At 52.0% G+C, this 21,997-nt stretch carries 22 protein-coding genes; 13 read left to right on the top strand and 9 right to left on the bottom strand.

Annotation, left to right across the window (positions count from 1 at the left end; translation table 11 throughout):
* Positions 1–107 precede the first annotated feature (107 nt).
* The 6 genes from nifT to IT781_RS16770 all read left to right on the top strand — a co-directional run bounded on the left by nifT (position 108) and on the right by IT781_RS16770 (position 2,968).
* Positions 108–326 carry a putative nitrogen fixation protein NifT gene (nifT, locus tag IT781_RS16745; RefSeq protein ID WP_194971325.1) on the top strand — a complete coding sequence of 73 codons (219 nt, stop codon included), beginning with the start codon at positions 108–110 and terminating at the stop codon, positions 324–326.
* Between the two features lie 11 nt (positions 327–337).
* Positions 338–538 carry a 4Fe-4S binding protein gene (locus IT781_RS16750; protein WP_194971326.1) on the top strand — a complete coding sequence of 67 codons (201 nt, stop codon included), beginning with the start codon at positions 338–340 and terminating at the stop codon, positions 536–538.
* 108 nt (positions 539–646) lie between these two features.
* Positions 647–913, top strand: coding sequence for a DUF6129 family protein (locus IT781_RS16755; protein WP_194971327.1), 267 nt, complete (start codon positions 647–649; stop codon positions 911–913).
* A 3-nt stretch (positions 914–916) separates the two neighbouring features.
* The gene (locus IT781_RS16760) at positions 917–1,693 is read left to right on the top strand and encodes a 4Fe4S-binding leucine-rich repeat protein (RefSeq protein WP_194971328.1); all 777 of its coding nucleotides are present in this window, start codon (positions 917–919) and stop codon (positions 1,691–1,693) included.
* A gap of 2 nt (positions 1,694–1,695) precedes the next feature.
* Positions 1,696–2,694, top strand: a complete 999-nt coding sequence (locus IT781_RS16765; RefSeq protein ID WP_194971329.1) for a hypothetical protein — start codon at positions 1,696–1,698, stop codon at positions 2,692–2,694.
* Between the two features lie 55 nt (positions 2,695–2,749).
* Positions 2,750–2,968 carry a Nif11-like leader peptide family natural product precursor gene (locus IT781_RS16770; protein ID WP_194971330.1) on the top strand — a complete coding sequence of 73 codons (219 nt, stop codon included), beginning with the start codon at positions 2,750–2,752 and terminating at the stop codon, positions 2,966–2,968.
* A 424-nt stretch (positions 2,969–3,392) separates the two neighbouring features.
* Here IT781_RS16770 and IT781_RS16775 read toward each other — a convergent pair whose 3' ends face one another.
* Positions 3,393–3,752, bottom strand: a complete 360-nt coding sequence (locus IT781_RS16775; protein WP_194971331.1) for a YceK/YidQ family lipoprotein — start codon at positions 3,750–3,752, stop codon at positions 3,393–3,395.
* Positions 3,753–4,449: 697 nt separating this feature from the next.
* Between IT781_RS16775 and IT781_RS16780 the strand changes: the two genes are divergently transcribed.
* From IT781_RS16780 to IT781_RS16800, 5 genes are all read left to right on the top strand, one after another.
* Positions 4,450–5,232, top strand: a complete 783-nt coding sequence (locus tag IT781_RS16780; protein ID WP_228779227.1) for an OBAP family protein — start codon at positions 4,450–4,452, stop codon at positions 5,230–5,232.
* A gap of 424 nt (positions 5,233–5,656) precedes the next feature.
* Positions 5,657–6,286: a hypothetical protein gene (locus tag IT781_RS16785; protein ID WP_194971332.1), complete on the top strand. Its 630-nt coding sequence runs from the start codon at positions 5,657–5,659 to the stop codon at positions 6,284–6,286.
* 308 nt (positions 6,287–6,594) lie between these two features.
* Positions 6,595–7,044 carry a regulator gene (locus IT781_RS16790; protein ID WP_194971333.1) on the top strand — a complete coding sequence of 150 codons (450 nt, stop codon included), beginning with the start codon at positions 6,595–6,597 and terminating at the stop codon, positions 7,042–7,044.
* A 147-nt stretch (positions 7,045–7,191) separates the two neighbouring features.
* A complete protein-coding gene (locus tag IT781_RS16795) occupies positions 7,192–8,136 on the top strand; it encodes a hypothetical protein (RefSeq protein ID WP_194971334.1) in 945 nt (314 codons plus the stop codon).
* A gap of 313 nt (positions 8,137–8,449) precedes the next feature.
* Positions 8,450–9,169, top strand: a complete 720-nt coding sequence (locus IT781_RS16800) for a DUF1287 domain-containing protein (RefSeq protein WP_228779228.1) — start codon at positions 8,450–8,452, stop codon at positions 9,167–9,169.
* Positions 9,170–9,263: 94 nt separating this feature from the next.
* Here the strand turns inward: IT781_RS16800 and IT781_RS16805 are convergent, their stop codons facing one another.
* The 3 genes from IT781_RS16805 to IT781_RS16815 all read right to left on the bottom strand — a co-directional run bounded on the left by IT781_RS16805 (position 9,264) and on the right by IT781_RS16815 (position 13,502).
* Positions 9,264–10,472, bottom strand: coding sequence for an MFS transporter (locus tag IT781_RS16805; protein ID WP_194971335.1), 1,209 nt, complete (start codon positions 10,470–10,472; stop codon positions 9,264–9,266).
* Positions 10,473–10,665: 193 nt separating this feature from the next.
* A complete protein-coding gene (locus IT781_RS16810) occupies positions 10,666–12,660 on the bottom strand; it encodes a M1 family metallopeptidase (protein WP_194971336.1) in 1,995 nt (664 codons plus the stop codon).
* Positions 12,661–12,800: 140 nt separating this feature from the next.
* The gene (locus IT781_RS16815) at positions 12,801–13,502 is read right to left on the bottom strand and encodes a M48 family metalloprotease (RefSeq protein ID WP_370527028.1); all 702 of its coding nucleotides are present in this window, start codon (positions 13,500–13,502) and stop codon (positions 12,801–12,803) included.
* A 765-nt stretch (positions 13,503–14,267) separates the two neighbouring features.
* Here IT781_RS16815 and IT781_RS16820 point away from each other — a divergent pair.
* Positions 14,268–15,428 carry a YncE family protein gene (locus IT781_RS16820; protein WP_194971337.1) on the top strand — a complete coding sequence of 387 codons (1,161 nt, stop codon included), beginning with the start codon at positions 14,268–14,270 and terminating at the stop codon, positions 15,426–15,428.
* A 131-nt stretch (positions 15,429–15,559) separates the two neighbouring features.
* Here IT781_RS16820 and IT781_RS16825 read toward each other — a convergent pair whose 3' ends face one another.
* The 4 genes from IT781_RS16825 to IT781_RS16840 form a co-directional block, all read right to left on the bottom strand.
* Positions 15,560–15,823, bottom strand: a complete 264-nt coding sequence (locus IT781_RS16825; RefSeq protein ID WP_194971338.1) for a hypothetical protein — start codon at positions 15,821–15,823, stop codon at positions 15,560–15,562.
* Positions 15,824–16,186: 363 nt separating this feature from the next.
* Complete coding sequence (locus tag IT781_RS16830; protein WP_194971339.1) at positions 16,187–16,615, bottom strand: hypothetical protein; 429 nt, start codon at positions 16,613–16,615, stop codon at positions 16,187–16,189.
* 41 nt (positions 16,616–16,656) lie between these two features.
* On the bottom strand, positions 16,657–17,148 hold the full coding sequence (locus IT781_RS16835) for a hypothetical protein (RefSeq protein ID WP_194971340.1): 492 nt from the start codon (positions 17,146–17,148) through the stop codon (positions 16,657–16,659).
* Positions 17,149–17,387: 239 nt separating this feature from the next.
* A complete protein-coding gene (locus IT781_RS16840) occupies positions 17,388–18,950 on the bottom strand; it encodes a hypothetical protein (RefSeq protein ID WP_194971341.1) in 1,563 nt (520 codons plus the stop codon).
* 781 nt (positions 18,951–19,731) lie between these two features.
* Here IT781_RS16840 and IT781_RS16845 point away from each other — a divergent pair.
* The gene (locus tag IT781_RS16845) at positions 19,732–20,844 is read left to right on the top strand and encodes an alpha/beta hydrolase (protein ID WP_194971342.1); all 1,113 of its coding nucleotides are present in this window, start codon (positions 19,732–19,734) and stop codon (positions 20,842–20,844) included.
* A 79-nt stretch (positions 20,845–20,923) separates the two neighbouring features.
* On the opposite strand, the gene IT781_RS16850 is transcribed toward IT781_RS16845, so the two are convergent.
* Entirely contained in the window at positions 20,924–21,910 is a 987-nt protein-coding gene (locus IT781_RS16850) for an IS110 family transposase (protein WP_194971343.1), read from the bottom strand.
* Positions 21,911–21,997: the final 87 nt, after the last annotated feature.

Here is a 21,997-nt window from a genome sequence, read left to right on the forward strand (position 1 = left end):
CTTTGGTTACTTTCTTTTGGCCGCGCAAAAGAAAGTAACTCGCCTTCGGGTGCGAACAACCCGATTAAAACAACAGTCGCGTAAGCGACACAACAACGGAGAACCCGATGCCCAGCGTCATGTTGAAGAAAAACGGAGAAGGCAAACTGGTCTTCTATGTACCCAAAAAAGATCTGGAAGAAGTGGCCGAATCGATCGAATTTGACCGCCCCGACAAATGGGGCGGCGAAGTCGTGCTCGGCGACGGCTCAAAATACTACTTCGAGCCGATGGACGTGCCGCCCACCTTCCCCATTACCCTACGTGCAAAACGTATAGATGATTAAGGAGTTTAACCATGGCCTTGTATATAGTTGAAGCTGACTGCATTTCCTGCGGCGACTGCGAGCCGGTCTGCCCGACCACTTCCATCAGCGAAGGCGCCGTCGTTTTTAAAATCGACGCCCGAACCTGCACCGAATGCGTAGGCGATTTTGACAAACCCCAATGCGTCAAAGTCTGCCCGATAGACAACTGCATTTTGCCGCTTACGGCATAAGTCCATGTGCCGGAACGCGATTTCACGGGACTGGCTTTGCGTATCGGGCTGGCGACAGGCGCCATGCCCGGTACCGACCGCATCCGATTCGATTAGGGGAGCTACGGAATGATAACGGTGGAACAAACTCGGGAAATTGCCGGGAAAATCGCCCAGCTGGGAATCAATGAAAGCGTACTTGCTACACTCAGGCAAGCCTATCCAGGCATTCATTTTACCTACTGCATGGACGACGACATTCCCAATAACGAGCCGGTGCTGACGCACGACGATTTCAATCTGTACCTGGTCGACGGGCGTGAGCACTGCCTGTGCTTGACCGACAACCCTGAAGTTGCGACCGGCATCGTCGTCGCCGAAATCATCCCCGATTAGCTCATGTCCGCTACAGAAAGCCCTGTCATGCTACCCATCGCCGACTGCAGCCTGTGCCCCTTCCGCGGCAAGACGCTGCTGGCGGGCCGCTGCATGCCCGGCGATACCTGCGTGCTGGCCGAAAGCGGCCGGCAGATCGACCGGTTTTTCCGCGTCAACCCAGCTTACGCCGAACATTACCTGCACGACAGATTCTGGGAGCGGCGCGCCATTGCCGTGCGCTATGCGCCGCAGAAATCATTGACCGAACTGATCCATGACGAGGACGAAGTCGTTAGGCGTGCGGTAGCCTACCGCCTGCCCGTCACACAACTGCACCCGCTGATCGACGATCCGGACCGCGAAGTCAGGATGACCGTCGCCGACCGCATCGCGCCGGAAGATCTGGAAAAAATGGCCAACGACCCGGACTACATCGTCCGGCTGACCATCGCCAAGCGATTGCCGCAGGGCCGCCTGTTCCGGTTCATCCGCGATGAAGACCTGCAGGTGCGCAAGCTCGTCGCCGAGCGTCTGCCCGAGGTCAGCTTGGGTCTCATGGCTAACGATGAAGCCCCCGAAGTCAGGCGCATCGTCGCCGAGCGCATGAATCCCGCCGATGCCGTCCTCCTGCTCGACGATTCCGACTGGGTCGTACGCTATACGGCCGCCCAGCGCGTGCCTCCGGAAGCCTTGTCAAGTCTGCTGAACGATCCGGAACCGGATGTCCGCGAGGCCGCACAGAAACGATTGAATCATGACTCCCAGGCAGCGCATGGGAATGACAAACCGGAAATTTAAGCATGTCCGTACCCCCATTACATCCTGACAAACCCCAACTGGACGGGCATCAGCTTGCAGAAATCTGCAAAACCGCCCTGCCCGACGATGAATTCCTGCTGGCTAGAATCCAGGCGCTGGTCCCCGACTATCCTGTCCGTCTGGCCGCGATTGGCGGCGAATGGTACCGCATAGGCGGCATCGTCGACAGGAATGGCAGACGCATCGCCGCCAACCTGATCGAGTGGGCCGAGCGTACCTTCATCGAATGCGGCCGCGATTTGCAAACCTTGATCGAGCATACACTGGAACAGAACCTGATCGCTACCCGGCAAATCGGCAATACGCTATACATCGTCATCCAGACCGGCCGCAGGGCCGAGGATTTCATTCAGCTGGAAATCGACAAGACGCACGAGGTTTCCGACCGGTTGCTGGTCAGCCCGCACAAGCCGCCGGAAGACCTGGAAGAATTTATTGATCCTTTGGAGCCTGAATGGCTGCAGTCATTCAGCATAGGTACGGCCCGTTACACTTATCGACGTAAAACTGACGTGCCGGTTTTCATGGATGAAATCAATAAATACCACAACGACGAACACCCGGCCCGGCGCTTCCTGCACGACTGGAACCGCAGCAGCGCCGGACAGAAAGCCGTGTTCTGCGAAGACTGGTTCATTCGCCCCCATCAGACGATCGGCCGATTCGGCGAACAAATCATCAGCGTTGAAATCATCAACACGCAGAAAAAGAACCTCCCCCGGCTGGACGCTATCGCCGGCAAGAAAGGCAAAGCCCTCAACACCGCGCTGACGCGCTTCGACCGGCAGGCCGGCTATCCGTTTGCCTGGTTCTTCCACATGCTGAAAGGCCAACTGGTTTCCCCGCAGACGGGCATCGCCGTCTTTCAGGACATCAGCGGCGATTTCGCTTACCTGCCGGTACGCGATGCCGCCGTGCTTCAAGACTGGATAGAAACGCCTTACAGCGTCTACTCAGGGCCGGCTTCGTACGATTTTTAACACCGAGTGCCCGCACTCACTATCATCATCTTCAATAGATTAGGAGAAAAATACAATGGCAATTGCAGACATCAAGGCATTTTCAGAAAAAGCGAAAGCCGACCCTGAATTAAAGGAGAAGCTACTTGCCTGCATGAAAATAAAGGAAATCTTAGGGCTCGCCAAAGAGTATGGCTTCGAACTGGATGAAGTGGAATTGTACCCACCCAACGAACCACAATTCACGGCAGAGCAGCTTTCCGAAAGAATGGTCAAGGCTCTGCTCAGAGCTTAAACGGCGCCACAAGGGCGACCGGTGATCGCTCTTTTAAACGCCCATGTAGGCTGGGTTGAAGCTTTAGCGGAAACCCAGCATAAATCACTCCGAAATGCAGGGTTTCTCAAACCTGTTCAGCCACCGAACCAAGTGGTTTTAAAAACTGTGGGGACGACTTTGCCTAGAACGTCTACTGTTGGCAGTCGCCCCTCAGGCTTTCGTAAGTCCTGCCAATTTTATTATGCACACTAACACATCGAAAACAGGTATAACCTCAGCCTAAATAATGCTGCCTAGAGTATTTTCCGCTAGGGGGAAAAGGATTACCGAAGTGTTAAATTTGCGTATCGGGTTCTAGCCATAAAATACGACTGCCCAGCAAGCTTTTGCACTCTGAGCCCATCCAATGCACCGCAAGCCTGACAGGTACGCAGTGCGCATCCTACTCGGCTTCCTTGCCTTCAGCTTTCCTCTCCGCAGGGCCTTCTGATGATTTACGGGTCTTTTCAAAGTCCTCGGGGTTGTAAATGCGATAGAGATCATAGGGCGCGACAACTGTGTCGAAGACGGTCGTTATAGGCAGGTCCACAACCAGAATGGCTGTTATCAACCCCTTGATCCAATCCGGCTCCGAGCGCCTGCTGCTGAATATATCCCCCATCTCGTTCACGGCTTTCCGAGGGCCGGGATAGACTGTCCATTCCTGGTTGGGGATTTCATTCCTGGCGCGAACGCTGGAGCAACCGAATAGGTCGATGCTCAGCAGAACAACCACAGCCCATCTTCCAACGTTGGATTTCATCGCTTTTACCTTCTAATCAATAGAGGTGACACCCTTGTGGATAAGCCGAACTTACGGAAATGGGATGGATGGCATTCCCATCCCGAAGCAACAAACCAAGGCACAATAAGCGGCAGTCCTGAACCAGGGCGGTTTGCCGGCAACACGTCTCAAACCGGTTGTCTGTTTTGTGAGACCTGTCAACGTCGCCTTCGGTTCGATACAGTCCGTTAAAAATAGAGCGATATCGCCGTGAATGTTAAGTTCCTGGCCGGATGTTCAATCCGATCAAGGCCATCTGGGCTGAGTTGGAACTTTAGCGTAACTCCGGCATAAGCATCTTCGAAATGCCGGATTTACGTCAGCCTGAAAATTCCGGGCTGCCGAGAAAATCGGGACGTGCACCGCTTCTGCATCGCTCCCTGTGAGTATTCCTCAAGGCTGCTTATGTCCCTATGCGGCCAATCATGAGGAACTACTGCAGGTTGCGCTTATCGAATGCTCCAGGCAGATAAAAGCTGCTAATGCCAGTACTCGGTCAAGCCTTACAGACATCTCAATACTGACCGAGTACTAGAACTTGCCAACAAGCTGTCCTGCGGCATAGCCGGACAATATTGTCTTTATCCGGCTTTTAAGAAACTAAGCGGCGGGTATTTCCTACCCTTCAGTGCAGCATCCGCTACAGATAGCGGCTGAAAACCAAAAGGAGAAAACGATGGCATCCACCTTTCATTCTGTTTCTCTCATGACGCTTGTCTCTGCGGGCCTCCTGGCGGCCTGCAACCCGAAAACTGAGGCGCCTCAGCATCCGTCCGGCAAGGAAAAGACAACGAAAACCGAGATGCTTGAATCGGGAGCGGCCATTTTACAGACCGACTCGCCTTTGCAGCCCATGAATATCTATCTGGACGGCTTTCATGCCGATAAAAACAATCCGGCTCATCAAATGGAGGCCCACCATTTCTGTCGTCAGGTTAATGAAGATTTCGCGCAATGCGTCCTGTTCGACGGCAATACCCGGCAGGCGAACCTGATCGGCATCGAATATATTATTTCGGAAACGTTGTTCGAATCCTTGCCCGAGCAGGAGAAACAATACTGGCACCCGCATAATTACGAGATTCTGTCCGGCCTGCTCATTGCGCCCGGTATTCCCGGCATAGCGGAAAAGGAGCTGATGAAAGGCAAAATGAACAGTTACGGCAAGACCTGGCACGTATGGAACTCTGCCCCGTTTGGAAAAGCCGGCGACAAAATACCGTTGGGAGAGGCCACGCTGGAGTGGTCATTCAACCAGGACGATGAAGCCCTGCCCGGCCTGGTCGAAAAGCGCGATCAACATATGAAAGTCAGCGCCAACGAGAAACGCAATGAACGTGCTGACTTAAAGGCCCTGGCCAAGCCACAGGCCGGCGTCGATGCACTGAAAGGCAAATTTCCAGGGCCGACACGCCCGTTGCCCGGCGTCGAGGATAAAAAGGCAACAAATCCGAAATAGCCGAATCTCAAAATCCCGCGCAGGCTGTATTGGGGAGCTTTAGCGGGAATCCGGCATGGGCGGCTTCGAAACGAATTTGCTAACAAAATAATTTCGGCTTTGGGGAACACAGCTGGACCAGAAGTGTCTCTTTTTACCTGCCCGGCCTCTACCAGGCTGTGGTACTCAACGGAATAATTAAGTTATTCCTAAAGAAATATTGATAAGTTCAAGGGCGAACGATGGTTCCGAATGACTCGTTTCGCAATCACTGAAAATCCTGGAACGGAGCGTTATCGAGCTGAATATTTTTAGCCCCCGATAGCGGCAGCATCGAGTGTTTTTGCCTGAATCTGCGCGAACAGCATGGGAGCAGAATGATACGGACGCAGAACGAACCGGAACCGCTGAAGGCTAGGGTTGCCGCGTAATTTTTGCCGTTTGGTTGGGTATTGAAATACCTAAAGCAAACTTTCGCAAACTCATCAATGAACTTCCTGTGACTATGAAAACATTGCAAAAAACTATCCTCGTCGTATTTATGTCAATAGCACTGGTTTTGACAAATTATGCCGTCTTCGCGGAGGTTGATGTTCCTGTTTCTACAACCAAAGAAGATGGAAATAAAGTCGTTACCGGAGTAACTGTAAACAAGAGCCCGAAAGCCAGCTCATCACCATTGACCGGTGGCTGGATTGAATCAAAAAAAGAAGATTCGTTACGTAAATTAGATGTTAATAAAGATGGAACCGTATCTATAAGTGCGCAGCAAGGCCAATATTCAGGTTCGGTTAAACATTCGCCGGATACCGGGAATTCACTAAAGCTCGGCGTGGGCAGCGAACGCGATAAACTCTCCGGTTCGTTCAGCCATTCCTTAGACACGGGACATAGCTCATATGGTGTAGGTGTTGGTCATGACAAGTATTCAGGTTCAGTTACACATTCACCAAACACTGGTGATAGCTCACTAGGGGTTGGCGTTGGCAGTGAATTTGGTAAATTCTCAGGTTCCGTCAGCCATTCTTCAGACACTGGCAGCTCTTATGGCATTGGCTGGAAAGCAGCCTGGTAGTAAAGATTAAACGGCTTATATTCGTTCAACGTCAGCTCTGAATAAGGTTGACGGTCATGCAGGCTGGGTTGGAGCTTTAGCGAAAACCCAGCCTGCCGTGCTGAACTTTAAAGAAAAATGAAATTTTCAACATCGGGCAAAATGCCCGCTTTCAAAAGGTAATTTTCTCTTTCTGGCCCGACGTTCGTTCAGTAGCATTCAGATTCCCCCTCACAACCTGTACAGCCAGCGGCAAAGCTTATGAATGCGCTTTAGCTAACCGAACAGTTGCCGGGTTGAGGATTGCACTTCAAATAAGGAGAACCGCTATGAGCAATTACCTTTTTAATGACAAAAACATCGCGTGGCAGCAACTCGGCGAATTTGAGAATTTTCGTTACTCGATTCTGAATATCGATAAAGACAACAAAACTGTCGACGTCATTTTCAAATTTGAACCTCATAACCCGATAGTCCTGCACCGGCATTGTGCGTTAAATCACCTTTTTGTGATTCATGGCGAACATCGGCTTTATTATGCCAATGGCGAATTAAAAGCCATCCGCGCCGTCGGCAGCTATACTGTCAGCCAGCCTGACCCGGTGCCTCACAGAGAATGCGGCGGCGATGAAGGGGCAATTGTGCTGTTCAGCATCCGTGGAACCGAAGGCGTGATGTATGAAATTCTCGATGATGAAGAAAACAGCATTGCTGCATTGGGCATGCAGGATTTTATCGGTTTATATGAAGTGGCCAACAGTCAGGCTGTAAGCACATAAACAGCCCGTGTCTGACTGACAACCCCGGCATAAACAGTTCTAAATGCCGGGTTTATCGCCCCCATCTCTACTTATCTCAAGCAAGTTCCTCGGTACGATTTCATCGACATAAATCAATAACGTTTACCTCAGTGCTCCGATTGGGCTATGCTTACCCCCGGCCCATATTTCTTTTCCAAATACAAGGGTTTGAAATATCCAACTAAACATAAACCAATACCACAAAAATATAATAAAGAGGAGCTTAACATGGCAAAGAGTTTCATAGATCAATTGCTTGAAATGGTAGGCCTAAAAACGTCCGGGGCGCATGGTCAATACAGCCCATCGGCCTACAGAAATGAACAGCAGCCGAAAATTCCGGAAGACGGCTCGACGGGTGTCGCAAGATACCTGGCTAAACTGCAGCAGGAAGCAGCTGCTGAAACCGCCAAAGTGACCGGCGTTGCAAAATACTTGGCAAAAATGCAGCAGGAAGATCAGGAAAAAGCGGCAGCAGAGGCAGCCGCACTTGCCAAGATGACAGGTGTGGCAAGGTATCTGGCCAAACAGGAACAAGAAACGGCAGCCGCCCCTGGCGACGACAAGACAGAATCCGCAGATACGCCGAAGCAGCCGACAGGTGTAGAGAAATATCTGTCCAGAGTGGAAGAAATAACAACCACTCTTGGCGGCAATAAAACAGAAACCGCGGAACCAGCAAATACGCAGAAGCCGACGGGTGTAGAGAAATATCTGTCTAGACAGCAAAGCGCGCCATCCGACAAGCCTCAACCGGAAGCGGTCCAACAAGAAGCCAAGGCCAAGGTAACAGAGCAGAAATCTGTTGTCGAAGAGAAGAAAGCTCAACCGGAACAGGCACCTGAAAAAAAATCAACGTCCGCCGCCAAAAAATCGGACAAAGTCATTGATCTGGCTAAGGACGCCACACAATGCCAGTCGGCCACTTCGAAAAGCACGCAATGCAGACGCAAAACCAACCTGGAAACGCTCGATATAACCATCGATCGTCAAAAGTACCGATTTGTTGCTTGCGGCCAGCATCACAGTGATGCATTCGTACCTTTTGCAGAGCTTCTTCAGGAAGGTTAAGCGAAGCTTTTCGCCTCATGCCGGCAATCGAGCGGCAAAACCCAGAGGCGAAGGGCCTTTCCGGCCCAATGCTCATCTGGGGGCCCGACTCGATATGCTGAACGTAAGGAAGCGCATCCAATGCGGCCGATGCGCCGCCCTCCGACTGCGTTCCTTTCGACTGCGCTCAGGACAGGCCTTACGTCGGCAGCATCCTGCGGTTTGCGCATTTATCGAGTTAGGCGGCGATAACACTCGTTCGTCTTTCCCGATAAATGCTGGCGTTAACTGTTTATGATCTTTTGAGATCGCCGGCTGCGCCCTGACCTTTCCCATGGACGGGACTTGTCATTCGCTTTGTCATATTGAAAACGGCTGTGGTGAGGAAAATGAGAAGGCCCTTCGAATTTACATCATGATGACATTCACAACTATGAAACATACTGCAAAATGGATTCTTATAGCGCTATGCTTCCCATCAAATGTCTTTGCAGAAATTGCACCGGACCAGCTTGCGGCTGCCGCAATTGAGAGAACCGCGCACAAAGTGGTTTATGACGGCCGGTACTTTCGGATACCATACCCCGGGGGCGATGTTCCCGAAGGAATCGGCGTCTGCACAGATGAAGTCATCCGGAGCTATCGCAAGCTGGGGATTGATCTGCAAGTTCTCGTACATAAGGACATGGTTGCGAATTTCAGCGCTTACCCCTCGAAGAGATTATGGGGCCTGACGCGGCCAGATCCGAACATCGACCATCGCCGAGTTCCAAATCTGCAGGCTTTTTTCAAGCGTCACGGACAAACACTGCCTGTCTCAGACAAGGCGGAGACTTATAAGCCAGGGGATATCGTTACCTGGATGCTTCCGGGCAATCTGCCTCATATCGGGATCGTCACGGGTGAAATGGCTATAGCTGTAAAACGGCCGCTTGTGGTACACAACATTGGGCAGGGGCCGCGGTTGGAAGATGTCCTGTTTGCCTATCCTATTACTGGACACTATCGCTATTTGCCGGATAAACGCGGCAACTCGCTGCAGGCGAGACGGTAATTTTTTAAAAATCGGAAATCGCCGGTATTGAACCAAGATCACGCTGCGCGCCCCCTATCTTCCCTGGCTAAATCCGATTTCCCCATTCCGGCAATCAGGATGCATCAGCCAAGGCAGGAAGGATACGGCGAAGTCTTAAATATACTGTCAGGTAAGTTAATACGCCTAATAGCGCAAATAACGCACACATCAAAAACACATTGCCGTAGCCTAAAGAATTGCCAAGAATGGATGCGGCGACGTTTGGGCCGACGATCTGTCCCAAACCTTGAGCGCACGGTATCAAGGAGGCAAAAGCGCCTGAATGATCGGCATTGGCGACAAAAGCCATCTGATAAACGTCAATGAAGATCCACAAGAGATTGAACGAAAGCATGCTGATGGTCAGTTTGGTAGTATCGATGCCTTCATACAGCATGCCCACGATTGCAGTCATTGCCAGAAGCGCCAGCAGCAAAGGACGGGCAAGTCCAAAACGGTTGCTTATCAAGGTAGCCAGCAGACAGCCGGCTACACTGCACAATGAACCCCATACCAATAATCTGCTGATGAGTTCGTCGGCTATCGCAGCATCGCGGGCCGCCAGTTCAATATAGGTCCAGTAGCCTCCGATGTTGATATAGGTGAGGAAGATTGCGGCCAGGCAAAGCCAGACGATGTAGGCAGGGACATGACGATGCTCGGAATGATGGCGGCCGCTGTTTTCCTCAACATCCACTTCGACATCCAAGGGTTTGTCTTCTGCATGAACAGGAATCCACCGCAAGCCTAAAAGCCCTGCCATAAATCCGCCTACAAATACGTAGTAAATCCCACTCATGGATAATTGCGGCAAAACCTGGAGTTCCAGCGCCTGGGAAAAGGCAAATGCGAACAGCATCATGTTATAAGCGCGAGCCGGCTTTGATGTAGCACCCAGATTGGCGACTGCGACCGACGTATATATGCCGCTGCCGATGCCGGCCAGGATTCTCAAATAAAGCACCGGCTCGAAATGCGTGTAGCGCGTACACAATAAATTGGCCAAGATCGCGAAAACCGCGCCGATTAAAGCTAGAACGCGCCGGTTTGCGTTCGCCATGAAAAACGAAGCGAGCGCCGCGCCAGCCGCCAATCCTCCGAGGTCGGCGCTTGCGAGCCATCCCACTTCAACTTCAGAAAAACCGAGTAAATGCACCCGGGCAGTGCTGATAACAGGAATGGCGACCTGGACGCCATAGCCTACCAGCGTCATGTATAGGGAAATTGAAATTGAGCGCCAGCTATCGTAGGGGGTATGGGCGTGTTTTAGAGTCGAATGCATGGTTTTCACGGCGTTTTGGGGTTCTGTCGCAAATATTGAATGGGTTCAAGTCACGCTTATCTTACGGGCAAACTGTTGTGCTTAAGGCATAAACCGCTTGTAAGCCGGCACATTCTATCAGCTGTCTTTTTCGCATCCTATGCGCTACTTCAATCTCATCCGGATAGCGCTGCCTGACAAACTTTGTGCGCCGTTATCTTTTAATCAAATAGCGCGGCGGCTCTGTCGGCCAGGTCCCTCGAAGCCTGGTTTGCCCTTGCTCAAAGGTTAGCCAGGAATAGCGTGCGAGATGGGGCAGCCGTTTGCCGGCAGCCTCAAGCGAAGAGCGAGCTTTTTCATCCTGATCATGAACTGAAACCGCGAGAACATGCCTGGAAGGATGGTTGACCATCCACACCTGAATGTCGCCTCCCGAAACAACGGCTGGCCGTGGAGGCAGTTTGCTGCGCGACAGCCAGGCATCGACTTCCTGTGGCTCGCCCAAAACGATGACAAACTTGTCCTGCGTTGCCTGCTGTTCCGATACTTTTTCTACCTCACCTTCGGCGAAGGCTTTTGTAAATGACAGCGCGGCCGTCGCCAGCTTATCGTTCAGGGCCAGCAAGGCCAGATGCCTGCTTGCAACAACATCCCGGAGGATAGGCGGGGATTCTTCCGGGGCGAGGGCGCGCCAAACCGTGACTTCAGGATCGATTGACAGCGAGAGCGGCTCTGCTTCAGGCGTCAGGGACGTTTTAAATACCTGACCGCTGAGGTCCAGAAAAAAGTCTTCATGCGATTTGGCGGAATAAACCCGCACAGGAAGGCGCGCTTTATTTTCTGGCAACGTCTGGCCGATAGCCAGATGTAATGCTTTCCCGTCAAAAAACGCCGAGTCCAATGAATACATAGAGGCGCCGATCTGCTCAAGCCACTGCGCAAAGAAATCTGACAGATCTTTGCCCGAACTCTTTTCAAACGCCTGCCTCAGGTCCTTAAAACCGGCGGCTTTGAACCGATGCTGAAGCCAGAATTGGCGCAGGGCCGCATAAAAGCTCTCTCGGCCGATCCGGTCCCGCAGAGCAAGAAACAGCATGGCCGCCTTGCCGTAGCCGACATTTGCCGAGGCGACATGATGCCGGGATTGAAAGGCGGACAACGGCCGCTCTTCACCGGGCGGGATCGCCTGTCTATCCCGCAGCCAGCCGTAGCGCATCTCCTTCGCCGCTTCGGGACCTGCATCCTCTTTAAAGGCATAATCGGCCATGAAAGTCGTAAGGCCTTCCGACCAGTTGCCATCGACAAGATCGACGAACACGCCATTGCCCCACCAGTTATGCAGAACCTCATGGCCCAGCGAAGTCGCCTTGATGAACGGCAGTTTGAGCACATCGCGCCCGAGATAAGTCAGTGACTGCATGCCAAGCCCTGTCGGCAATGGACTGGAAACGATGCTGAAATGGCTATAGGGATATGCGCCGATCTGGCTTGCATAACGCTGCAGATAGTTCTTTGACGCATCAAGATAACCGTCCGCGAGTTCGGCGATATCGGGATGAAAATAGGTTCGCAAAGCAATAGGAGCAGTATCGGTCGAAATGACACGCTCTTTCAGAACGTAAGGCCCGATCATGAGATCGATGCCTTCAACCGGATGATCCATGGTGAATAGAGCTGTGCGGCTATCTCCCTTTAACGCCTCGCGGCTTGGGGTGCCGGGCGCCACTGCTATCTGGCCTGCAGGAGTCTGGACGGCAAGCTTATAACTGAAAAACGCTCCCGGCTCCGGATACCAACCGCGCCCGGCTGGCAAATAACTACCCTCTTTGGAAACCATGGGCGGCAAAGGTGCGAGGGTATCTCGATGCTCCTCGGGATTCAATTTCACAAGGCGTCCGTGATAGCGGATTCTCAATTTATGCGCCGAAAATTGCTTGGGCAGCGTAAGCTCAAAGCGCGGCTGATTGGCACTCCCGATGTTGCGGGCAAGCACCGCAACCTCATCCGCTTCGGCGGAATCAAGCGCCAATCCGGGGGCAAGCCCGAATACATACTTTTCAATTGCCTCTAATTTAAGCTCGGCCTCGGCAGAGAACTCATTTATGTCCGGATTAATTCTTACCGAAAGATCGAGCTCCGGCACGGCTGCCAGAGACGAAAAGGCCGTACAAGCAAGCATTACGCAACAAAGGATTGAGAATCTGTTCATATCTGCTTCGCCGGCAACTTTGAAACGGACATTAGGAAGCCTACAAAAATGTGTAGGCTGGGCTGAAGACTTAGCGGAAGCCCGGCTTTGGCGGCTCCGAAACGCTGGGTTTAGCAACCCAGCGTACAGTGCTATTACATCTACTCCTGCTTGGCAAGCTGCGCCATACGATCGGCACGCTGGCCGGGTTCAGGATGAGAAGACAGAATTGAATGCTGACCTCCGCTCAATTCGGCCAGCTTGCGCAGCGCACTCTCTGCGGCTCTCAGATCGCCGCCTGTTTTACGCATGAACTGCAATCCGTAATCGTCCGAATCCGTTTCCTGGCTCTGGGAATACTGGGCGTTCAGGACAGATTCCAACAACCCGCCCAACTCAGAAGAGACAAGAGAGCCGACGGCTGTTCCGCTCGCGGCCGCGCCTTTACGGGCAGCGCTTAGAGCCAGGGCAGTACGCATTTCTTTAGCGGCGTGGCCGTTTTTGACATGACCTATTTCATGACCAATAACAAACAGCAACTCTTCGTCAGTCATCAGATCCATCAGCGCGCTGTAGACACGCACCGAGCCGTCTGCCGTCGCATTGGCATTAACGCTGTCGCTGAGATAAGCCTTGAAGTTGATATCCAGACCATCATACTTGCGGAATTTATCGGTCAACTTGGCGAGCCGCTGAGCATACTCGCTCGATGCAGGCGCGACTGTTTCCTTGGATTGTTCTTCATATAACCGCATTTGCCGGGAAGATTCTTTCACTTCTTCCTCCGTCAAAGTTGCAGCCTTCCCCAGATCGGACGCAGCCCCTAGGGCGGCATCGACATTAACGCCGCCGATGTTGCCCACTTGGACTCCGGGTAAGCCTTGCCCCCCACAGGCAGTTAATAACAAGCATGTTCCAGCTATTCCAATGACTCGATTCATTTTTATTTTCCTTGTTTATTCCATTGATCGATTCTGAATATCAAGCAATTAACATTGCTTTCAGACTAAACTCGATTATTCATAAAAACGGGCGATCCTTGTTTAACTCTTTGAGTTAATGAGCACCACGCCAATAACGCTTCAGAAGAAGCTAAACGAGGTGGCCTGCATTCTCTTAACAAAATAGCACATCAGGCACCCTAACGGATTGTATCATGGGGAAGGCTCTTTGACGACACTCAGCCTTTTCCAAAAAAGGCAATCGCACCCTATCTCACTTTTTTACGAAAATGGGCTCTGCGCGGTGCTCCTGATTGTGCAGCTTCTGCCGCACATAATTGCCATCACTGTAAAAGGCAAAAAAAAGCCCCGGTTAAGGGGCTCAATAGATAGGTCTAAGGAGAGCAATGATTAATGCAATTCTGCTTGATCATGTAAAAGATATAGTATCGGGGAAGCTAATTTTCAACTGCAGATTGGAAATATTTTTTATACCCCACTCCCGGCAAAGGATTGCGCTATCAAAATTTGCACGTATTTACGTATTAAGGGATGCGATGAAAGGGAAACGAAATCCCGCGCAATATGTCAATTTGATAGCTTGCTAAATTTCAGGACGGCTTCGAAATGCCGGGTTTAGCAACCCCAGCCTGCCCGCTAACCGGATAGAACACTGGAGAAAAATCTATGAACCACGCCTTTAAGATATTTACTCTATGCGCAATGGCGCTAAGTGTCCCCGTCACCGCAAGCGCGGAATTGCTGGCGCTGCTCAATTACGAGAGCAAGGTTGGCCGGCCAAACCGGCACGAAGGCATTGCCGTCATAGACGTCGACCCGAAATCGCCGAACTTTAACAAGATCATTAAAGATACCCCGCTGCCCCCGGATTTCGTGGCGCACCATATCTTTTACAACGGGGATATGACCAAGGCTTATGTCACTTCGCTCGGACGCCCCGAACTCTACATCTATGACGTAGCGAGATTTCCCGATTCGAAAACGATCGTGCCGGTTCCGGACTGCAAGGTCGGGGAGGACCTCACCTTCTCGGCCGACAAGAAGCGCTGGTTCCTGAGCTGCATGGGCTCCAGCAACATTATCGTGGGTGACGCCCAGACCGACAAACCCATAGCAACCGTCGACAGCGGCGACTCCACCGATAAATTCATCAAATATCCGCACGGCATCATGCTGAACGACGAGCTGGACCGGCTATTCGTTACCAGCACGGTAAATCCGAACGATCCCAAAGACGCTGGCGAGACCGTTACGGTCATCGAGGCGTCGACACAGAAAATTCTTTCGACGCATAAACTCTCGACCAAGCCGTCTCCTTCGGGAGAAGCGCCCGTTGAAATTCTCTTTGCGCCGGGTCAAAATCCTCCGATGGCCTACATCGACAATATGTACGGCGGTACGCTCTGGACCGCGACCTGGCGTCCTCAATCCAGGGATTTCGGTTTTCATCAGGTATTCGATTTTGTCGGCACCGGCCAAAGTCTGCCGCTGGAAATGGGCTTCAATGACAAAGGCGACCGCCTTTTCGTCACGACGGCCAAGCCGGGCGCTTTCAACATCTTCGACATCACCGCACCTTACGAGCCGAAGCTCCTTGCGACCATTCCGACCGCGGGAGGCGCTCACCACTTTGTTTTTTCGCCTGATAACCGCTACGCCTTTGTTCAAAATAGCTTCCTCAATCTTCCGGAGATGGACGATGGCTCTGTCAGCGTTATCGACATGACTCGAAATAAAGTGGTCGCGACGATTGACGTCCTGAAAAAAGCCGGACTGACGCCGAACTGCATCATCGCCATGCCGAGCTGGCATAAACATGTCCAATAAAGAACCGCAGCTCTGTAGATACGTATCGCGCACCTTTTGAAGTTTGGTTCATCGAAAAACTTTGAAAATGGTACGCGATGCGTACCCTACCTAGCTCCCAAAGCTGGGTTTAGCAGTCCAGCCTACCGCACTCAGCGAACTCCAAGTTGTTTTATCTCGAGCACTTCGCCGCTAGCGTCATCTATCCATACTACGAGTGCGCTTCCAATTGTGGCTGACCCTACTGTCCATATTAAAGCACCGGCATTTTCCTCTAACGTTACAAGACCGAGGTATTCACAACTCTCATAATCAGAGGCTGCTTTTCGCGCAATGGCAATTACCTCGTCTTCAGATAGCCGGGTCTTGGGGCGCTCTTTTTCTTTGCTCAGCCACTTATCAAATATGTGAAACATGTTGCTTATCTCATGCTATTTTTTCGGCAGGAATTTCCCGAACAGAAACATTCGCAGGTTAGTCTTAATCCGGCCTGCCAAGTTTTAGCGAACTCCAAGTTGTTTTATTTCGAGCACTTCGCCACTAGCGTCATCGACCCATACTTCTAGTGAGCCTCCAATTGTGGCTGACCCTACTATCCATGTTAAAGCACCGGCATTTTCTTCTAGCATTACCAGACAGAGGTCTTCACAGTTCGGAAGACCAGCGGCTGCTTTTCGCGCAATGGCAACTACCTCTTGTTCAGATAACCGGGTTTTTGGGGGCTTTTTTTTCTTGCTCCGCCACCTGTCAAGTATATGAAACACGTTACTTACCTCATGCTATTTTTCGGCAGGGATTTCCCGAACAGGAACATTCGCAGGTTGAAATCGTAGTTCAAATGCAATGCCAGATACCATTCCGTTAAAAAGCAGGCCGGCTGCTTCAATGATGACGCCACTTCCGGTGAAATATGGATAATGGCCTCCTCCTTGGGTTAAAAACATATAACCATTTTGAATTGGAAATCGTATTCCGGTGAGAAACTGCCGGATACCATAAACTCCAACTTGCGCCACTGTTTCAGCCAGAGCTTCTTCAATGTAGCGATACAGGGATGAGCGAAGATAGGAAGCGGCGCGATTACTTACTCTATATTCACGTAAAACGTAGAGCTTAGGTACAAGGAACTGATGAACACGCTCATGTAGAAGAATCACTGCACGGTCATTAGCAGAGCTATGGGTTGAGATAGCGATATCGCCCCACAAACTAGTTCTACCTTCTCCTGCAGGGAGGCTAAGACTTTCTCTTACAGTTGGTTTAACCGAATACCTGGTGTTTTCGGCGGAGGTGCACCAAGCAATTTTCGTGGAATGCGCCCCCCTTTGCCAGTGCGTGGGGATTTTGCCCCTCGAAACAATATTGCTAACACTGCCTGAATGCCAAGGATACCGATCGCCTTTGCCAAGTCGTCTGCCGCCTTATCGATATCATGTATGGTTTTGGCTTGATAAACGCCCGTTGCAAAGTCATAAAGATAATCCAGTCCCGTAAAGACAGCAAATCCAATCGCAGTTATCCCTAGCGCCAGAATAATTATGTCAATTATCTCGCCGATTCCCACAGCATGAGATACTACCCATGCGATCAGAACACCCGATATTATGGCAAGCGATGTCGGATTGATTACCGCTTGAAGTTGGGCACGGGCTTCAGGGCCTAACTTGGGGAGTGTTCTGGTAAAAGTTTCTTCAAGCCGTTTCTCAAAAGACCAACTGGCTACCTTGGCTACAATCAGCATATTTTCAATCCCTTCTTATATTTTTGATTAATCACATTAGTATATAGGCTGAGTCGGAAATTTAATAGAAACCCGGCATTGGGACTTCGAAATGCCGGGCTTACCAACCAAGCCTATCGTGCTTTGCAGCTATGCAGCGTGGGCATCGAGTACCTTTTGAAAATCAAGAATTGCTGGCATTGAATACGTCCCCAAAGCGGCGCGGGGACGTCATATAACATTCCGCTTCCTGATCTCCTTCACGGCCTCTGTAGTTTGAGCACCATCGAAGGCAAAACGTGCGCTGAATCGGGTCCTCGTTGCGTGCTCGGCTTGATGTAATCCCGTATAGTGGCTATGAATTGATCACCCGCCGGAATTATCTGCTCCGAGAGCGGAAAGCAGTGGCCGTCCGTGAGGTCTTCCAGGCCGGAACAGTCCCGTGTGAAGTAGTAAAGATAGAATTTGCCGGTATTGCTTGCTTTTCCCGCATATCCGTTCGCAGTGCCTCTCAGGTCATCATTGAACAGATTGGCAACCCCTACAAGGCGTGATCGCTGATTGATGCCAAAGCCCACGTATGTTGCGTTGCCGGTTTCCGTTCCGAGCGTGCCTGCAATGGCATAGATCTCTCCGTTGTCGAGCGGCATGGGGCCGAAGAGCTGATAGGCAGTGTCCAAGGTGTCGAGAAGGCAGTTCTGCCCAATCGAGAGGCAGAGCGGCCCCACCATATAAGTGGGGAACTCCTGCAGCATTGTGAAGCTCCCGGCCCGGTCCGAACAATCGGCAGTGGCACAAGGCTGCTCCCATCGCTCACCGACCGCTTTCACCAGATTCAACAGGTCGGGTTTGAGATAGAGCTCATCCTGTGCTGTTCTGGCTTCGAGCTGGACCGGAGGGTACGGTTGAGGCTCCCGATCGGAATGTTTATCCCTGACGCGAAGTACAACCAGAGGCAGATCTTTTCTCCAGATGTCCGAGCGCGTGCCAGGCGCGCCTCCGTCATCAGGTTTGACATAGCGCATAAGGTGGGTAAAGTCATCCGCGCCTTGATCGAGACCGACCTTCATGTCGGATGGGATCGGCTCGGTAAAAACGTCCTTATCTTCCACCGAGACACGGCTGAAGGCCTTCCGGACCTCCTGGTCCATGACCTGGTCCGGGGTGATGATGAAATAGCGGATCTGGTCAAAAGCTGCGCCGGATTGTCTTTCGATGGCCACATTGTTGTTGGGATTGCTCAGGCTGGATAAAACCTGAATGCGTTCCGGATGATCAGGCACATTCGCGAAAAAAATCGACAGGAATTCAGGCATATACTTTTCAATATCCTTATACCTCTGGCTGTCCTTATCGTAAGCCCCCTCCCGCGTAAAAATCCATGTCTGTTCGGAAAAAAAAGCGCCCGGCGGCGGCAACTGCCCGAGAATTATGATCGCTTCACGCGGATCGAGGCGATAGATATCATTGTAACCCTCTTGAGAGGGCCCCCACATGTTATTGAATACGGGATCGACAAATTCCTCCGGCCAAGGCGGCAACGCAAAGGTTGCATAAGGGGCGGCAGGATTATTGCCGTAGCAACTTCCAATTTTGTCAAAGGTGTAGTCACAATCATCGACTGTGTAGAGCTTGAAATAGCCGCGGCTGACCTCGAAGCCCAGCTGCTTCAGGTCGTCCGTGAGACTCTGCGCCTTGCTTTCAATACTGTCGGGAACCTTATTTTCCGGCGTAATACTGCCGCCTCTGGCAATCGCTCCCGCCGCAAACAGGACAGCAGTTACAAACAGCAAATAAACCGGAATCTTTCGATAATTAGTCATTTTGGCTTTCCTCCTAAATGAAAGGCATCCTTGATGAATTACTCTTTCCCAGGATTCAATGCGGCTACAGTTCCAGTTATGCTTTAAGATTGCTGTTGCTCGTCTCCCCAATCATTGTTTATCGTAAAAAATAATATCTTGCTTTGCTGGATCTGGTCGATCGAGTCCGCCAACTTTACAGATTTTATAGATAGGACGAGGGGTAAATAATTCCGTGTAGCCGCTTATTTTCAACCCGGCATGGGCGATTCTGAAATGCCGGGTTTGCCAACCCACTCTAGACGCTAAGAGGCGACCAACAGTTAGCTGATGTTATCACCGGCGTGAAATTCATTAACGGCATCAAGCAAACCGGGGATCGGCAACAGGATGCCGCTTGATTCTCTATACGCCAGATTTGCACATAGCGCTTGAATATGTTGTTTTGCTTACCTAAAATCTCAACCTCAAGCTAAGCATTATCACGGCTTGATATCAACTCCGGCTAAGAGCTGCTATTTCCAGGCCAGGAATGCCATTGAGAGCAACACCCATGGACTTCACCGACTGGCCCGTACTTAGCGCTGAGCCCGGTTGCCCGTGCCATTGCGGCTCAAACCCAAACATATCAAACAGGTCTGTCGCGGGTTTAAATGAACTGGAAATTCGATGGTGAAAACCTGTTCATGGGCGGCTGTGCTGCCTTTCTACGCAATCCTATCTACAAGATGTATCAGATGGCACTGCACTGAGTATAGGTAGCTCAATCCCATGCAATTAACGTATTTAGCGAGAATGTTCTATGAAACACCATGACAAACAAACGACCGGCCGACTGGCGAACCGCGAGAGCCTGATCATAGCCATACTGATGACGGCAGCGGGCGTGTTCGCAACGGCTCAGCCGGCAGCAGCCGAAACCATGCCGAAATGCAGTGACCATACCCTGAATGTCACTCTGGCTCCCGGCGAGACCGAGACACTCCAACTGGCAGGAACGCTATGCTCGCAGGGACTGGCCGCAGGCAAAACCGTCCAGATTCTGCTGCACGGTTCCACTTACGCCCGGTACTATTGGGACTTCCCGTACCAGACCGAGCATTATTCGTACGTTCGCGCAGCCACCAAGCGCGGATATGCCACTTTCAATCTCGACCGCATCGGCTATGGCGCCAGCGACCATCCCGATGGCAACCGCGTCGACATCGATGCCAATGCGTTCGTCGTCCATCAGGTAGTTGAAGCCCTGTGCGCTGGCGAAGTCGCCTCGCAGCGTTTCGAAAAGGTCATCGTCGTCGGTCATTCGATGGGTTCTTTCACCGCCGTTAATTACGCCGGCAGCTTTCCGGGCGAGGCTGACGGCATCATTCTGACCGGTTTTCTGCATGATCTCAGCGACTCCTTTATCAACTCCACGTTCGCGCCAGCCGTCTATCCGGCCACGCTCGATGAGAAATTCGCCGGACAGTTCCCGAGTTCCGACTACCTGACCACCATGCCGGACACCCGCGGCGATCTATTCTATTACCTGCCGAATGCCAACCCCGAGGTGCTCGCGCTCGACGAAGCTCTCAAACAAACCGTGACCGTCGGTGAGCTCGGCACAGGACTAGCGATGGTTTCCGATCCAATCTCTTTCCAGATCAAAGGACCGGTGCAAGTTGTCATCGGTGAGTTCGACTACGTCTTCTGCGGCAACCTCGTGAACTGTTCCAACAAGGCCGCAGTCCAGAACTACGAGAAGGCCTTCTACAGTGCCGAAGCGTGCGTCGATACGGCCGTGATCAGCGATTCGGGCCATGACCTGAACTTGCACACCAACGCGAATGCAGCCTACAGCCAAATGCTGTCCTGGGCTAACCGGACCGTCGGCAGCACCGCAGGCGCCGCGCCACAACCTTGCGGCACGCCCTGAGTCCGGTTGTACCGGGCGCCTGCTTCGCCGGACGGGATATGCGTCCCGTCCACATAGACTGTAGATACCGTCTTAAAAATCAAGCCGGTATTCCATAATCAGGTCGATAAGGTTGACGAGTTTTCAGCACGCCGAAGCATAAATGGGCCAATTTGCGCATGACAGCCCCCAAGGCAGACATTTTGGTTTTGCCTCGAGCCTGTAATCGTAGATAGAGCGCTTTGAGATGTGGATTATGCTGAGTACCGACCACAGCGGCCATATACAAAATGGCGCGAATACGGGCAGGGCCTGCTTTCGACAAGCGGGGTCGACCCAGAAGCGAGGTGCCGGATTGCCGTTCCACTGGCACCAGGCCCAGGTAGGCAGCCAGTTGTTCGGCGGACTGAAAACAATGATTGTGCATCACCGAGAGCAAATGATTGCCGACTTGCGGCCCTACCGCCGGAATGCTGGTCAGCAGCTCTCGGTCGGCTTTCAGGCCGGGATGTTTGTGGATATGCTCATCGATATCGTGCTGAAGTTTGGCAAGCTGTTTTTCCAGAAAGGCAATTGAATCCAGAAGGGATTGATGAATCAAGGCGGGTGTGTCGGTGGCGCCGGCTTTTTCCAAGCGGTTGCGTTCGCGTTGTAAATCCTGCGCAATGGCTTCGCGGCGTGACAGCAGAGCTTGCAGGACACGCGCCTCTTGGCTGGGCGGGTGCCAAGGTTTAGGGTTCAATAAGGCGCCGTAACGGGCCAGGATCAGGCTGTCGACACCATCGGTTTTGGTGCGGATGCCGAGGCTACGGCCGAAGTCTTTGACCTGCGCCGGATTGACGATAGAGACGGTCACACCGGCATCGGTGAGCGCCAAGGCCGCCTGTTCGTGATACACGCCAGTCCCTTCCAGGATGGCGCGAAGTTCATGGGGAAGCACGTGCTGCTTGGCACACCAGGCCAGTAAATCGGCAATGCCGGCTTTCGAGTTGGCAGCGGCTTTAGCGCGGCGCTTGCTGGTGGCGACATCCAGCAACAGGCTGCAGTCGAGTTTGGCTTTGGAAACATCGATGCCGATAAAGTACATAAACAAAAGACCTCCATGAGTATAAAAAACCACCAACTGAGCCCACTTGCCTTGTGCATACAGGGTCAACGCCCTTGGCTACCGTTC

The sequence above is a fragment of the Methylobacter sp. BlB1 genome (genome assembly GCF_015476545.1).
Lineage (GTDB): Bacteria > Pseudomonadota > Gammaproteobacteria > Methylococcales > Methylomonadaceae > Methylobacter.

What these genes read in the sequence shown, in the direction of transcription:
- nifT (WP_194971325.1), top strand. Translation starts at nt 108, where the DNA reads ATGCCCAGCGTCATGTTGAAGAAAAACGGAGAAGGCAAACTGGTCTTC.
- IT781_RS16750 (WP_194971326.1), top strand. Translation starts at nt 338, where the DNA reads ATGGCCTTGTATATAGTTGAAGCTGACTGCATTTCCTGCGGCGACTGC.
- IT781_RS16755 (WP_194971327.1), top strand. Translation starts at nt 647, where the DNA reads ATGATAACGGTGGAACAAACTCGGGAAATTGCCGGGAAAATCGCCCAG.
- IT781_RS16760 (WP_194971328.1), top strand. Translation starts at nt 917, where the DNA reads ATGTCCGCTACAGAAAGCCCTGTCATGCTACCCATCGCCGACTGCAGC.
- IT781_RS16765 (WP_194971329.1), top strand. Translation starts at nt 1,696, where the DNA reads ATGTCCGTACCCCCATTACATCCTGACAAACCCCAACTGGACGGGCAT.
- IT781_RS16770 (WP_194971330.1), top strand. Translation starts at nt 2,750, where the DNA reads ATGGCAATTGCAGACATCAAGGCATTTTCAGAAAAAGCGAAAGCCGAC.
- IT781_RS16775 (WP_194971331.1), bottom strand. Translation starts at nt 3,752, where the DNA reads ATGAAATCCAACGTTGGAAGATGGGCTGTGGTTGTTCTGCTGAGCATC.
- IT781_RS16780 (WP_228779227.1), top strand. Translation starts at nt 4,450, where the DNA reads ATGGCATCCACCTTTCATTCTGTTTCTCTCATGACGCTTGTCTCTGCG.
- IT781_RS16790 (WP_194971333.1), top strand. Translation starts at nt 6,595, where the DNA reads ATGAGCAATTACCTTTTTAATGACAAAAACATCGCGTGGCAGCAACTC.
- IT781_RS16795 (WP_194971334.1), top strand. Translation starts at nt 7,192, where the DNA reads ATGCTTACCCCCGGCCCATATTTCTTTTCCAAATACAAGGGTTTGAAA.
- IT781_RS16800 (WP_228779228.1), top strand. Translation starts at nt 8,450, where the DNA reads ATGGACGGGACTTGTCATTCGCTTTGTCATATTGAAAACGGCTGTGGT.
- IT781_RS16805 (WP_194971335.1), bottom strand. Translation starts at nt 10,472, where the DNA reads ATGCATTCGACTCTAAAACACGCCCATACCCCCTACGATAGCTGGCGC.
- IT781_RS16810 (WP_194971336.1), bottom strand. Translation starts at nt 12,660, where the DNA reads ATGAACAGATTCTCAATCCTTTGTTGCGTAATGCTTGCTTGTACGGCC.
- IT781_RS16820 (WP_194971337.1), top strand. Translation starts at nt 14,268, where the DNA reads ATGAACCACGCCTTTAAGATATTTACTCTATGCGCAATGGCGCTAAGT.
- IT781_RS16825 (WP_194971338.1), bottom strand. Translation starts at nt 15,823, where the DNA reads ATGTTTCACATATTTGATAAGTGGCTGAGCAAAGAAAAAGAGCGCCCC.
- IT781_RS16835 (WP_194971340.1), bottom strand. Translation starts at nt 17,148, where the DNA reads ATGCTGATTGTAGCCAAGGTAGCCAGTTGGTCTTTTGAGAAACGGCTT.
- IT781_RS16840 (WP_194971341.1), bottom strand. Translation starts at nt 18,950, where the DNA reads ATGACTAATTATCGAAAGATTCCGGTTTATTTGCTGTTTGTAACTGCT.
- IT781_RS16845 (WP_194971342.1), top strand. Translation starts at nt 19,732, where the DNA reads ATGAAACACCATGACAAACAAACGACCGGCCGACTGGCGAACCGCGAG.
- IT781_RS16850 (WP_194971343.1), bottom strand. Translation starts at nt 21,910, where the DNA reads ATGTACTTTATCGGCATCGATGTTTCCAAAGCCAAACTCGACTGCAGC.